This is a genomic window from Methanocorpusculum bavaricum DSM 4179, assembly GCF_000430905.1.
GTDB lineage: Archaea > Halobacteriota > Methanomicrobia > Methanomicrobiales > Methanocorpusculaceae > Methanocorpusculum > Methanocorpusculum parvum.
This window is the reverse complement of record NZ_AUMX01000006.1, coordinates 66,485-78,876: the sequence shown is the minus strand read 5'-3', so window position 1 is coordinate 78,876 and position 12,392 is coordinate 66,485. Positions and strand designations below refer to the sequence as shown.

Here is a 12,392-nt window from a genome sequence, read left to right as displayed (position 1 = left end):
AATGGATAAGGATTCCCATAGGACCCCATATCATTCTCTATACAGAGGGGGGCTGGAGGTTTTTTCACGCAGATGTCTGCAGAAGGAGATGCCTCCGGCATACTCAACGGAAGAACTTTTAGCCTGTTAAAGACTCATAATATTAATAGTATTAATAATGAAGCTCGTTATCAATGAACGCCGGTGTAAAGGCTGCAATATGTGTACGAAAGTCTGTCCTTACGGAATTTTCCAGGAAGGAAAGAGACCAGGTTCACGCGGCTACATCATCCCGGTTTTGGACCATCCTGAGAGATGTACAAACTGCCGTCTGCAGAAGCTCTATGGTCGCCAACTCTGCGGGATGTGTCAGATGATATGTCCGGACCAGGCAATATCCTGGATTGATGAAAAACCCTTCGAGCCTCAGAAAGTGGTGATTGAATATTGACGGACAAAACTGATTTCCTGAATGGCAATGTTGCCTGCGCAGAAGGAGCTTTGGCTGCCGGATGCAGATTTTTCGCCGGCTATCCTATCACCCCCTCAACAGAAGTCGCCGAGCGGATGGCAGTTCGTCTGCCAAAGATCGGCGGGACCTTCGTCCAGATGGAGGATGAAATTGCAAGCGTCGCCGCGATCATCGGGGGTTCCTGGGCCGGCGCCCGGACGATGACCGCGACGTCTGGACCCGGCTTTTCCCTGATGATGGAAAATATCGGCTATGCCGCCTTCACTGAAACCCCGATCGTGATCGCGAATGTTCAGCGCGGAGGGCCTTCCACCGGCCAGCCGACGATGGCTGCCCAGGGCGATATGCTTCAGTGCAGATACGGCTCGCACGGGGATTACAGCGTGATCGCACTTTCTCCGTCTTCCGTTCAGGAAATGTATGATCTGACGGTCAAAGCATTCAATCTTGCCGACCGGTTCAGAACACCGGTGTTCCTGATGACGGATGAAACCATAGGACATATGCGAGAAAAGATTACTTTGCACAGCAATGTGGAGATCATTCCCCGCCGCGAGCTCAAAGAGGGAGAACTTCCCTGCGCCCCGGACGAGAACGGGGTCCCCGGGTTTGCTACCTTCGGTATGGGTCACAACGTCCACATCACGGGACTGACCCATAATGAAAAAGGATATCCTGCGACCGATTCTGCGGAGATCCACGAGAAACTGGTTCGCCGTCAGGTCCGAAAGATCGAGGACTTCAGAAACGAGATCGCCGATGTCGACATCGTCAACCCGGACGCAGAGCTGGTCTTCATCTCGTACGGAGCTCCGACCCGTACGGTCCGTCAGCTCCTCCACGATGTTCCCGATACCTACGGCCATCTGAATCTGCGTATCGTCTGGCCGTTCCCCGATGAATCCCTGCTTGCATTCAAAAACGCCAAAGCGTTCATCATCCCCGAGATGAATCTTGGGCAGATCGCAAAAGAGGTACGCCAGCACACCAACATTCCGATCGTTGTCGTGCCGAAACTCGGAGGAGCCCTCCATACGCCGGCCGAACTGCTTAAAGCAGCGGAGATCGCAAAAACCGTGAAAAAACCGGTGACCGAGGTGTGCTTATGAATCTGGAAGACTGGTATCGGCAGGACAGACTCCCCCACATCTACTGCGCGGGATGCGGCAACGGAACGGTCATCAACTGCACGCTGAGAGCAGTTGAAGAGCTGGACTACAAACAGGAGGAGACGACGTTCATCTCCGGTATCGGCTGTTCTTCCCGTGCTGCGGGATACACCTCATCCGATTCGCTGCATACGACCCACGGCCGGGCCCTCGCCTTTGCGACCGGTCTGAAACTCGTAAAACCGCGCCAGCATGTGATCATCTTTACCGGGGACGGGGACTGTTCAGCGATCGGCGGGAACCACTTCATCCATGCATGCAGGAGAAATATCGATATAACCGTGATCTGTATGAACAACAACATCTACGGCATGACCGGCGGTCAGGGAAGTCCCTGCACTCCGTATGGCGCTATCAGCACAACGACCCCGTACGGTATGCAGGAGCAGGCATTCGATCTCTGCAGGTTAGCAGAGGCCGCAGGAGCAAACTATGTTGCACGCTGGACCTCTTTCCATGTAAAAGAGCTGACCGAGGCGATAAGAACCGGACTCGAGACCCCGGGTCTTTCGTTCATCGAGGTCATGACCCAGTGTCCGACTTCGTTCGGCAGTAAAAACAAGATGCGTCAGGTGACTCAGATGATCGACATGTTCAGAGAAAATGCTGTCCTGAAGGTCAAAGCAGACCGCGATGCGGCCAAAGGGATTCAGCTTTCTCCGGAAAAGTTCGTTGTCGGTCAGTTTGTCCGCAGGAACAATCCCCCGCTCGGCGTGGAGGCGGCGAAATGAAATCCGAGATAAGGTTCTCCGGTCTTGGCGGGCAGGGGATCATCACGGCGGCGGTCATCCTCGGAAGAGCGGCCGCCCTGTATGGGAATAAGCATGTTGTCCAGACCCAGAGTTACGGTCCCGAGGCACGCGGCGGCGCCTCTGCCTCCGCAGTGATCATCTCGGATGACCCGATCCATTATCCCAAGGTAACGGATCCGGATGTGTATGCCATTATGTCCCAGGAGGCATACAATAAATACGGCTCACATGTGAAAAATGATGCCGTGATGCTTCTCGATCCGGGCTATGTGACGAGCCGGCCGGCATGCAGATATTATGAGGTGCCTGCAACCGCAGAAGCAAAATCCCAGCTTGGAAAAACCGTGTTTGCCAACGTTATCATGCTCGGCGGGATCCTCGAAGCAACCGGGATCGTGTCCTACGATGCGCTTGAACACGCGGTTTTGGACAGTGTCCCCAAAGGCACAGAAGAGAATAACAAACGGGCACTTGCGATCGGGCAGGAACTTGTCAGGAGTCAGCAATGAAATTCCGTGAATATGAAGCAAAACAGATCTTCCGGGAATCAGGTATCCCGGTGCCAAAAAGCGTTCTGATCAACTCCGCCGAAGAGGCAAAACCGGCTCTGGAAAAAGTCGCGGAAAAGGTCGTCCTCAAAGCTCAGGTCGATGTCGGCGGCAGAGGGAAAGCCGGCGGCATCCTTCCGGCAACAGCGGAGAACATCTCCGAGGTCGCCCGCGATCTGTTCGGCAAGACGATCAAGGGACTTTCCGTCGAAAAGATCCTGGTCGAAGAGGCGCTCGAGATCTCGCATGAATATTATCTGAGCATCACCATCGACCGTGCAAAAAAGATGCCGCTGATCCTCTTTTCCAGCGAAGGAGGGGTCGAGATCGAGACTCTCGCAAAAGAACGACCCGAGGCACTCCGCCGCGTGTATGTGGATCCGTCATTTGTCACCCTTCCGGATTTCATCGTCCGAAATGTGATAGGTAACGCCCCAAAAGAAATAGGTAAGATCGTTCGTGATCTTTTTGCCGTTTTCCTGTCCAAGGATGCCGTTCTTGCAGAGATCAATCCCCTGGTGATGACGCAAAAAGGCATTCTCGCAGCAGACGGCAAGATCATTCTGGATGATAACTCTCTGACCCGTCAGGGCATCTCCGAGAACAGGGACCTTACTCCCCGCGAGGCAGAGGCCGAAAAACACGGTTTTTCTTATGTCGAGCTGGATGGAGACATCGGCGTGATCGGAAATGGGGCCGGACTTACCATGGCGACCCTCGATATCATCTCGCATTATCACGGCAAAGCCGCGAACTTCCTGGATGTCGGCGGTGGAGCGGCTTCGGACCGGGTCATGTATGCGGTCAGACTGGTTGCATCCATGCCGGGCGTAAAAGTGATCGTGGTCAATCTTCTCGGCGGGATCACCCGCTGTGACGAGGTCGCCAAAGGAATCATCGAGGCAGGCGTCCCGCAGCCGGTGATCGTTCGGATCGCCGGTACAAATGAAGAAGAAGGCCGCAGACTTCTTCAGGAGTGCGGATACGTCATGTCCGACACGATGGACGCGGCGATTCGCCAGGCAGTGGAGGCAGTACAATGATCTATGCAGGAAAAAACACGGGCATCCTTGTGCAGGGAGCGACCGGTTCTCAGGGAAAATTCCACATCAATCTGATGAACGCCTATGCAAAACAGGTGGGCGGCACCGGGGTTGTTGCCGGCATGACGCCGGGAAAAGCCGGTCAGGAGGTCTTCGGCGTCCCGATCTACAACTCGGTTATGGACGCAGCAGAGGAACATGAAATCGGAGCTTCGGTCATCTTCGTTCCGGCCGGCGGATGCGGCGACGCCATCATGGAGGCCGCCGATGCACGCATCCCCACCATCGTCACGATCACGGAACATGTTCCGGTTCATGACATCATGCGGGCAGTGGCCTATGCCGGTTCCCGCGGATCACGGGTCATCGGCCCCAACTGTCCAGGCATGCTTGTACCAGACGAATGCAAACTGGGTATCATTCCGGCAAATCTCTGTATGAAAGGAGATGTAGGTGTCGTCTCGCGCAGCGGCACCCTGACATACCAGGTCATTGCCGAACTCACATCTGCCGGTCTCGGTCAGTCCGGGATCATAGGAATAGGCGGAGACGCCGTCATAGGTCAGACTTTCTCCGAAGTTGTGGATGAGTTCCATGCGGACGGGCGGACAAAGACCATTGTTCTGATCGGCGAAGTTGGCGGCAGTCTGGAGATCGACGGCGCACGCCGTGCGCTGGATCTCGGCATGCCGATCGTTTCGTATATCGCCGGGGTTTCCGCCCCGAAAGAGAAACGTATGGGGCATGCCGGCGCGATCGTCGAAGGAGGAGAAGGAGATGCCGCGTCCAAGATCGAACGTCTGCGGGGACTCGACATCCCGGTTGCAACACGTCCGTCAGAGATCCCGGCGCTCATCAGGAGTATGTGATGAATGATAAGAACAGAAATCTTCTATTAGCCGCGGACAATCTGGCAAAAACGGTGAACGCACTTGCCGTAATCTCATTTCTCCCGAAAGAGGATGATATCGTGATTGATACGCCGACCGTTCATGTGGTTGATATCCAGCCGGAGATCCTGCGTGATCACAGTATGCTGGCACTCGTGGATTACTGTTCCAATCAGATCGTCGACGCTGTCCTCCAGTATAAGATCCTGACCAAAGCGGACTGCGGGACCGTTGTCGCCGCGTTCCCGTATGCCCTGCTCATCTATGATGTGGGGAGCCAGGAGAACTCCTTCTCTGTAGGGGACTATGCCCACATCGTCGAACCGGAAGCTTTGCATGCCGTTCTGATGCTCGCGCTTGAACTCGCCCATGACGGACGTGAAGGCAGATCGGTGGGCACTGCGTTCATCGTGGGAGACATCGATGAGCTGAAACGCTGGTCCCATCAGGGTGTCCTGAACCCGTATGAAGGCCATCCAAAAGAGGTCCGTGATATAAAGATCAGGGAAAACTGGGAAAGCGTCAAGGAGTTTGCCCAGCTCGACGGCGTGTTCATCATCGATAAAGAAGGGATCATCGCCGCCTCCGGCCGATACCTCGATGCAGACAGCCGGGATGCGAACCTGCAAAGCGGACTTGGCGGCCGACATCTTGCCACCGCGGCGATCACCAAAGTAGTACATGCAGTCGGCATCGTTGTCTCCGAGTCAGGCGGCGTCATCCGTGTTTTCGTCGGCGGAAAGTCCGTTGCCCAGATCCGGACAGACGTCAGACTGGTTCTGTAAAACGGCGGGATCGTTTTAGTCTGCAAAGATCGTTTATTTCCCGTCGATCCGCAATGATGCAAAATTTTCTGATTTGCAATACAATCTTTTTTATATTCAAACATCAGATTATTCTGAAGTGATTCAAAAATGAAGAGAAATATCAGTATCACCCATCTTTCTCAGACTCCAATGGAAAAGCAGAAAGTCGAACTCGTCGAACGCAAATGCATCGGTCACCCCGACAGTATTGCTGACGGGGTTGCCGAAGCGATTTCCCGGGCACTTTGCAGAGAATATATGGAAGAGTGCGATGGTGCTGTCCTTCACCACAACACCGATCAGGGAGAAGTCGTCGCAGGCGAGTCCAGACCGCAGTTTGGCGGCGGCAAAATCATCAAACCGATCTACTTCCTCCTTACAGGAAGAGCTACCCGTCAGTTCGGCGACAAAGTATTCGCAACCGACGCCATCGCTGTAGAAGCGGCGCGCGCTTATCTGAGACAGACTATCCCCACGTTCAATATGGAGACGGATGTCATCGTCGACTGCCGTATGGGAACCGGTTCCACCGATCTGCGTGATGTGTTCCACACAAAGAAAGGCCACACAGCAGTTCCGCGTGCAAACGACACCTCTTTTGGTGTTGGTCATGCACCCTTCTCTCAGGTCGAGCAGATCATCCTCGGCCTTGACGAATACATCGCCAATGAATTCCGCCCGAAAAACCCGATGGTCGGCTACGATCTCAAACTCATGGGACTCAGAGATATCAACACGATCACCATTACCGTAGCTTCCGCTATGGTCGACCGGTATTGTTCCGGGATCGACGAGTATGTCGAGATGAAAGAGAAGATGGCGGAGTCCTTCACTCAGGTCGCGAGACAGTACACCGACAGAAAAGTCAAAGTTGAGATCAACACCGCAGATATCATCCGCAAAAAGACGACCTCGGTCTTCCTGACCGTGAACGGCACTTCTGCTGAGATGGGCGACGACGGATCCGTCGGACGCGGAAACCGCTGCAACGGGCTTATCACGCCGAACAGACCTATGTCCATGGAAGCCACCTCCGGTAAAAACCCGATCAACCATATCGGCAAGATCTACAACCTGCTTTCCACGGAAATCGCAAAGGAAGCATGCCAGAAAGTCGATGGTATCGAAGAGATGTACGTCAGACTTCTCTCCCAGATCGGTCACCCGATCGACTACCCGCACATCGCAAGCGTTCAGTGCATAACCAAACGCGGATACACATTCAAGGACTTCGCACCCGAAGTTGAAGAGATCGTCAACAAGCGTCTGGAGAACATCACTGATATCACCAGACTCGTCATCGACGGAAAATTAAAGACCTTCTGAAATTATGGCAAAAATACGTCTGGCGATTCCAAATAAGGGCCGTATAGCAGAGCCGATCAATGATCTGATGGATAAAGCAGGCATCCATATCAACATGACCGGTTCACGCCAGCTTATCGCAAAGACCATAGATCCGGAGATCGAGGTCCTGTTCGTCAGGCCGATCGATATCCCCGAATACGTGGCTAAAGGTGTTGCCGATATCGGCATCACCGGGCTGGATATGGTCGCGGAACGCCGTGCAGACGTCGCCTGCCTTCTGGACCTGAACTTCGGCTCGGCCAAACTCGTGATCGCTGTACCTCAGGAATCCCCGATCACCTCGGTCGAAAAGATGAACGGGATCAGGATTGCAACCGAATTTCCAAATATCTGCAAAGATTACTTTGCCGAAAGATCCATCGATGTGAATATCATCGAGGTTTCCGGGGCATGCGAAGCGGCACCCCACCTCGGCATCGCCGACGCCATCGCCGATCTGACCTCGTCTGGAACGACCCTTGAAGTCAACAAACTCCGGATCGTCGAAGAGATTCTTGCAAGCACGACCAACGTGATCGCGAACAAAACTTCGCTCACAGAAAAGCATGAAAAGATCGAAGAGATCCTTCTTGCCTTCGAGAGCGTGATCGCGGCAAAAGGTCAGTGTTATCTGATGCTGAATGTCAAACGCGAAAAACTTGAGGAGATCAAATCGCTGATCCCCGGGCTTGGGGGTCCGACCATTATGGATATCGCCGGCTCCGATTCCGTGGCTCTTCACGCCGTCGTTTCTACCAACAAAGTGTATCAGCTGATCAATCTGCTGAAACGCGCCGGAGCGAGGGATATCCTTGTTCTGGACATCACCCGGATGGTGAGATAAGATGGAAGTTTTCCCGGCGGTCGATATACTCTCCGGGAACTGTGTGCAGCTTGTCGGCGGAGACCGGCTGACGGCAACAGTCTACGGATCACCTATCGACAATGCCCGCCGCTGGATCGCTGAAGGCGCGGCAAATCTTCATGTCGTCAATCTGGACGGGGCATTTGCGGCGAGCAGCACGAATGCCGCGATGATCCGCGAGGTGGTCGAGATGACCGACGTCTTCGTTCAGGTCGGCGGAGGCATCCGCAGTCTTGAAGATGCCCGCGGCTGGCTGAACTGCGGAGTCTCCCGGATCATTCTCAGCACATTCGCCACTCAGGACCCTGCCGTTATCAGGACGCTAAGTCAGGAGTTCGGCAGTGAGCGCATTATGGCAGGCGTGGACGCAAGAAACGGTGAGATCGCCGTTTCCGGATGGCAGGAACTGGCAGGCGACTTTATCGGCTGGGCAGAAAAGTTCGAGGAACTGGGTGCAGGCTCTCTTCTCTACACCAATGTGGATGTGGAGGGGAAACAGGCCGGAATCGACCGTGCCCCCGTCCAAAAACTTCTGGATGCCGTCAGCATTCCAGTCGTCATCGCCGGCGGGGTGTCATCATCACAGGACGTTCGCTCTCTCAAAGAGCTGGGAGCATCCGGCTGTGTTCTTGGTTCAGCCCTGTACAGCGGAAAGATCACCTTGAAAGAGGCGCTGGAGGCAGCATTATGAGATCAGTTGAGAAAAGCAGAGAGACAAAAGAGACCGCCGTGAGGGTCGTTTTCGACCCGGATACGCCCGGAACCGTCGTTATGTCGACCGGTATCGGATTTATGGACCACATGCTGAACGCCTTTGCCCGCCACGGCGGCTTTTCGCTGACCGTTGAGGCAAAAGGCGATCTTGAGGTCGACTGTCATCACACGATCGAGGATATCGGGATCGTTCTTGGAACGGCCGTCAAAGAATCTGTCGGCGAAGGACGCGGCATACGGCGGTTTGCCCACGCGATCGTCCCCATGGACGAATCACGCGCTACTGCGGCACTGGATATCTCCGGCAGAGGATATCTTGTCATGGATGGTTCCTTCACCGGCATCTCGACAGGAAGTATTCCAAACGATCTGTTCGAACACTTCTTCTATAGTTTCTGTACCAATGCAGGAATCACTGCCCATGTGATCTTCTCAGGCGTGAACGATCACCACAAATGCGAGGCGATCTTTAAGGCTTTTGGCATAGCTCTCGGGAAAGCTCTGTCAGTTCGTCCCGGCGAGACCGCGGTTCCAAGTACAAAAGGAACCCTCTGACTTTTTTAATACTCTCTTAAGAGAAAATCGGGGGGCTTCAAAGGAAACCGCCCGTGTAAAATAATCAAGCCTGGGCTTGTTTTATGCACGGGAATCTTAGACCCGCACACCACACAAAATCTGGTTATTCTTTTGTGGCGAGGTCGATGTCCTCTGCCTTAATGGTCTTTCTGCCGGCGTGCTGGGCAAGTTCGAATGCCTGCTTTGCGATAGCTTCAATGTAGGCTTCTGCTTTTGCTACTAATGCATCTGCTGCATCTTCGCCCACGCGAACTGCGCCGGCTTTCTTTGCAAGTCTGACGACTGCTGCTTTTGGTAAGTCTGCCATAATTATTCTCAAACAAAAAATGGTTCAAAATAATATATAAAACTATGCCAGTATTGGCCATTTTTATCATACAGAAGGTTTTTCAAGGTTATTTTAGATTCTGCTTAACGATTATGCCCGGATTTGCGATCAGGTCTCAATTTTAACCTGGATCATCAATCGGGTCAGGATTATCGGGTATTATTTTTTGCCAGGGCCGCTGCCAGATTCAGGGCAGGGACGTATCCGGACGAGGCGCGCGAACTATCGACAAAAACGCCGGGAATATTCGTAACCGGCGCACCATGCCCGATTCCGGCTCCAAGAAACGTGAGTGTGCGAAAAATCAGGTTCCCGGATATGCCGTCCGGGGCAATGATGACCCCAAACTCTTTCACGGCATCCTCGATCAAAATCTCACAGTGCACGGCGCCGGTCTGTTCCGCAACCTGGATCGCATCCCGGATCGATCTGTCAACGACCGGGTGTCTGCCGATGTCGCCTGTTCTCCCGCCGGAAAGGACAGCGGTATTATCAGACATGCCGAACCTTTGTGCAAGTTTTCTTCCCCGGACCACCAGATCCGCCTTCTCTTCCACACTCCACCCCTCATCAACACCGACCGGTGCGAGGAAAAACCGGTCGCCATGTACCGTTTCCAGCAAGGCTATCCGTTCCAGACGGGGGACCCCGTATGCGGTCTTCAGATATCTTAGGGTCTCATTTGCCGGGAGAGTGCCGCGAACGGCGCCGTCGATCTTTCCTGCGCACAGATCATCGATCAGCGCTGCGTGCGGACGATCCGAAAAGATCGAACCGACATAAGCCGATTCGTTCTGCGGAAGATAACTATAACAGAGGACACGGACATCCTCTGATGCTGCCTTTTCTGCACTAGCCAAAACCTTTCCGGCGTCAGCTCCGCAGCCTATCCCAAGCGTTATCATACAGTTGTAATATTGGTTATGCCCTCAACACAGAAGTTGAAGAGCGTGGTCTGCTCGGCTCCTTTCTGCAGAACCAGTTTGCGGGTGTTGGTCACCGTTCCGATGACTTGGGCGGCCATACCGACTTTTCTAAACAGCTGACAGACCTGCTCGACGGAACTCTGGTTTGCCGTTACAACAAACCCCATTCCGGGATACATACGGACCCACTGCTCAAATCCGATACCGAGCTTCTGCAGATCCGGCCGGGGGATCGCATCAAGATCGATCAGACCCCCGACACCGCTGGACTCAAGAAGCATGCCGAGCGTTCCGATGATGCCCGGATTCGAGATATCCTTTCCTGCCGTCAGCAGATGACGTTCGCCGAGCGTTTTCATCACCGCGATCTGGGACCTGAGGAGTTTAGGATCCTTCATCGTGACCGAGTCCCAGTTCATCCCCGCATTCGGATGGATCCTGCCGTTCAGATCGATCGCGACGATGATCGCATCGCCCGGTTCTGCAGTCGTACTGTAGATCACACTATCCAGCTCGGCGATCCCGAGGATCGAAACGTCGATGACATTGTGCGGGGCGTCGGGATGGAGATGGCCGCCTACCACCGGTACATCAAACGCTTTTGCCGCATCGCACATGCCCCGTGTGACCTTGTCCATGAGTTCATCATCTTTTGCAGAGAGAACATCAACCATCGCGATAGGCCGGCCGCCCATAGCTGCTATATCATGGATATTGACCAGGATCGAGCAGTATCCCGCCCAGTAGGGATCAAGATCCATCAGCTGATTCCAAATTCCGTCTGCAGCCAGAAGAAGAGCCGAACGACCGTTCTGTATCACCGCCGCATCTTCACCGTAGGAAGCAACGACATCGATGTTGTCGATGTGGAGGGTTTTTACGAGATTTCCTATTGCTTTTTTGCGTCGTACTCCGTCATACTGTCTGACGGCGTTTGAAACGGATTCGGGAGTATATGTGTCTGCAGACATAATGGTTGAATCACCTCTTGAAATTGAAGAAACTGGGTATGCTGCCCCCAGTCTGTGTCTTGTCTATTTATTCCCCTTCTGTAATGATAATATCTGTGTTTTAACAGGTACAGGGCAGGATAAATTATATCGTTACGTATGGTAAATATACCTTGTTAATGTGGGTATATGTTTGAAGATAATATGATAGCCCAGCTGAAAGGGATCGGGCTGAGCGAGTATGAGGCAAAAATATATCTCATACTCGCCTGCATCCACTCTGCAAGCCCCAGAGAACTCCACGAGACCACACTGATTCCCCGTGGACGCGTGTATGAAACATTGGGTTCTCTGGAAAAAAAGGGTTTTATCATTTCAAACAGACGGTCTCCGGTCCGTTACCGGACTGCTGATATTCCATACACCATGGAACGGCTGAAAAAAGAGGCAGTCATCAGGTATGACATGCTGGGTATGGCTCTTGAGACCTATGCTGCCCTTGCCTGCCCAGATCAGCCCGGCCAGACCTATAACATCAGGACCGGGTGGGGTGTGGAAAATCACATCCGTTATCTTCTGAGGACAGCAAAAAACGAACTTCTCATCATCTCCGATGATCCTGTTTTTTATCAGCTGTATGCTGAAGATATTGCCCGGGCAGAAAAACGCATCCGCGTCAGCTGTATCGTCAGCAGCAGAAAAACCGCGAACAGCATTCCTTTTCAGTGTTATTTCGCGGATGAAGATACAAAAGATTCCCTATTTTCGCCGCCGCTTTTGAGAAAACTTTCGATGCCTGTAAAGGAGGTCATCTATGCAGACAGAAAGGAGGTGCTTTCGGTATATGAACGGGAAGGCAAAGAAGAAGCGGCTTTCACGAAAAACAGCATCTACGCCGAGTTCATCACCCGTGTCGTTTTGAAAAACACGATGATGATCAGCCCCTGAAATATTTTTCCAGGATCTGCCGTCCTGCCGATCCCGGGCTTTTCCCAACCGTTATTATCTTCAGACGACCCATATCTAC

General features: G+C 53.2%; 15 protein-coding genes. 12 read left to right on the top strand and 3 right to left on the bottom strand.

The window, feature by feature from the left end:
- Positions 1–157 precede the first annotated feature (157 nt).
- From H575_RS04300 to hisB, 11 genes are all read left to right on the top strand, one after another.
- On the top strand, positions 158–430 hold the full coding sequence (locus tag H575_RS04300; protein WP_042698452.1) for a 4Fe-4S dicluster domain-containing protein: 273 nt from the start codon (positions 158–160) through the stop codon (positions 428–430).
- Positions 427–1,560 carry a 2-oxoacid:acceptor oxidoreductase subunit alpha gene (locus H575_RS04295; protein ID WP_042698448.1) on the top strand — a complete coding sequence of 378 codons (1,134 nt, stop codon included), beginning with the start codon at positions 427–429 and terminating at the stop codon, positions 1,558–1,560. Before H575_RS04300 ends, H575_RS04295 begins: the two co-directional genes overlap by 4 nt.
- Positions 1,557–2,351: a thiamine pyrophosphate-dependent enzyme gene (locus H575_RS04290; RefSeq protein WP_042698446.1), complete on the top strand. Its 795-nt coding sequence runs from the start codon at positions 1,557–1,559 to the stop codon at positions 2,349–2,351. Before H575_RS04295 ends, H575_RS04290 begins: the two co-directional genes overlap by 4 nt.
- The gene (locus H575_RS04285) at positions 2,348–2,881 is read left to right on the top strand and encodes a 2-oxoacid:acceptor oxidoreductase family protein (RefSeq protein ID WP_042698443.1); all 534 of its coding nucleotides are present in this window, start codon (positions 2,348–2,350) and stop codon (positions 2,879–2,881) included. The genes H575_RS04290 and H575_RS04285 overlap by 4 nt, the downstream gene beginning before the upstream one ends.
- Positions 2,878–3,963 (top strand): ADP-forming succinate--CoA ligase subunit beta, encoded by a 1,086-nt coding sequence (gene sucC, locus H575_RS04280; protein ID WP_042698440.1) that lies wholly within the window; start codon positions 2,878–2,880, stop codon positions 3,961–3,963. The genes H575_RS04285 and sucC overlap by 4 nt, the downstream gene beginning before the upstream one ends.
- Complete coding sequence (locus H575_RS04275; protein ID WP_042698437.1) at positions 3,960–4,832, top strand: succinate--CoA ligase subunit alpha; 873 nt, start codon at positions 3,960–3,962, stop codon at positions 4,830–4,832. Before sucC ends, H575_RS04275 begins: the two co-directional genes overlap by 4 nt.
- Complete coding sequence (locus H575_RS04270; RefSeq protein ID WP_042698434.1) at positions 4,832–5,638, top strand: DNA integrity scanning protein DisA nucleotide-binding domain protein; 807 nt, start codon at positions 4,832–4,834, stop codon at positions 5,636–5,638. The genes H575_RS04275 and H575_RS04270 overlap by 1 nt, the downstream gene beginning before the upstream one ends.
- A 129-nt stretch (positions 5,639–5,767) precedes the next feature.
- Entirely contained in the window at positions 5,768–6,985 is a 1,218-nt protein-coding gene (locus tag H575_RS04265) for a methionine adenosyltransferase (protein ID WP_042698431.1), read from the top strand.
- Between the two features lie 4 nt (positions 6,986–6,989).
- Complete coding sequence (gene hisG / locus H575_RS04260; RefSeq protein ID WP_042698428.1) at positions 6,990–7,850, top strand: ATP phosphoribosyltransferase; 861 nt, start codon at positions 6,990–6,992, stop codon at positions 7,848–7,850.
- 1 nt (position 7,851) lies between these two features.
- Positions 7,852–8,562 carry a 1-(5-phosphoribosyl)-5-[(5-phosphoribosylamino)methylideneamino]imidazole-4-carboxamide isomerase gene (gene hisA, locus H575_RS04255; RefSeq protein WP_042698425.1) on the top strand — a complete coding sequence of 237 codons (711 nt, stop codon included), beginning with the start codon at positions 7,852–7,854 and terminating at the stop codon, positions 8,560–8,562.
- Positions 8,559–9,140: an imidazoleglycerol-phosphate dehydratase HisB gene (gene hisB, locus H575_RS04250; protein WP_042698422.1), complete on the top strand. Its 582-nt coding sequence runs from the start codon at positions 8,559–8,561 to the stop codon at positions 9,138–9,140. The genes hisA and hisB overlap by 4 nt, the downstream gene beginning before the upstream one ends.
- Positions 9,141–9,264: 124 nt before the next feature.
- Here the strand turns inward: hisB and H575_RS04245 are convergent, their stop codons facing one another.
- The 3 genes from H575_RS04245 to H575_RS04235 all read right to left on the bottom strand — a co-directional run bounded on the left by H575_RS04245 (position 9,265) and on the right by H575_RS04235 (position 11,386).
- On the bottom strand, positions 9,265–9,468 hold the full coding sequence (locus H575_RS04245) for a histone family protein (RefSeq protein ID WP_011832869.1): 204 nt from the start codon (positions 9,466–9,468) through the stop codon (positions 9,265–9,267).
- Between the two features lie 170 nt (positions 9,469–9,638).
- Positions 9,639–10,394 (bottom strand): methanogenesis marker protein Mmp4/MtxX, encoded by a 756-nt coding sequence (mtxX, locus tag H575_RS04240; protein ID WP_042698418.1) that lies wholly within the window; start codon positions 10,392–10,394, stop codon positions 9,639–9,641.
- Positions 10,391–11,386 (bottom strand): methanogenesis marker 2 protein, encoded by a 996-nt coding sequence (locus H575_RS04235; protein WP_042698415.1) that lies wholly within the window; start codon positions 11,384–11,386, stop codon positions 10,391–10,393. The genes mtxX and H575_RS04235 overlap by 4 nt, the downstream gene beginning before the upstream one ends.
- Before the next feature lie 168 nt (positions 11,387–11,554).
- On the opposite strand from H575_RS04235, the gene H575_RS04230 reads away from it, so the two are divergent.
- A complete protein-coding gene (locus H575_RS04230; protein WP_042698412.1) occupies positions 11,555–12,313 on the top strand; it encodes a TrmB family transcriptional regulator in 759 nt (252 codons plus the stop codon).
- Positions 12,314–12,392: the final 79 nt, after the last annotated feature.

Bases quoted from the DNA above. Each gene is read 5' to 3' on its own strand.
- H575_RS04275 (WP_042698437.1), top strand. From the start codon at position 3,960: ATGATCTATGCAGGAAAAAACACGGGCATCCTTGTGCAGGGAGCGACC.
- hisB (WP_042698422.1), top strand. From the start codon at position 8,559: ATGAGATCAGTTGAGAAAAGCAGAGAGACAAAAGAGACCGCCGTGAGG.
- H575_RS04300 (WP_042698452.1), top strand. From the start codon at position 158: ATGAAGCTCGTTATCAATGAACGCCGGTGTAAAGGCTGCAATATGTGT.
- mtxX (WP_042698418.1), bottom strand. From the start codon at position 10,394: ATGATAACGCTTGGGATAGGCTGCGGAGCTGACGCCGGAAAGGTTTTG.
- H575_RS04285 (WP_042698443.1), top strand. From the start codon at position 2,348: ATGAAATCCGAGATAAGGTTCTCCGGTCTTGGCGGGCAGGGGATCATC.
- sucC (WP_042698440.1), top strand. From the start codon at position 2,878: ATGAAATTCCGTGAATATGAAGCAAAACAGATCTTCCGGGAATCAGGT.
- hisG (WP_042698428.1), top strand. From the start codon at position 6,990: ATGGCAAAAATACGTCTGGCGATTCCAAATAAGGGCCGTATAGCAGAG.
- hisA (WP_042698425.1), top strand. From the start codon at position 7,852: ATGGAAGTTTTCCCGGCGGTCGATATACTCTCCGGGAACTGTGTGCAG.
- H575_RS04290 (WP_042698446.1), top strand. From the start codon at position 1,557: ATGAATCTGGAAGACTGGTATCGGCAGGACAGACTCCCCCACATCTAC.
- H575_RS04235 (WP_042698415.1), bottom strand. From the start codon at position 11,386: ATGTCTGCAGACACATATACTCCCGAATCCGTTTCAAACGCCGTCAGA.
- H575_RS04270 (WP_042698434.1), top strand. From the start codon at position 4,832: ATGAATGATAAGAACAGAAATCTTCTATTAGCCGCGGACAATCTGGCA.
- H575_RS04230 (WP_042698412.1), top strand. From the start codon at position 11,555: ATGTTTGAAGATAATATGATAGCCCAGCTGAAAGGGATCGGGCTGAGC.
- H575_RS04265 (WP_042698431.1), top strand. From the start codon at position 5,768: ATGAAGAGAAATATCAGTATCACCCATCTTTCTCAGACTCCAATGGAA.
- H575_RS04245 (WP_011832869.1), bottom strand. From the start codon at position 9,468: ATGGCAGACTTACCAAAAGCAGCAGTCGTCAGACTTGCAAAGAAAGCC.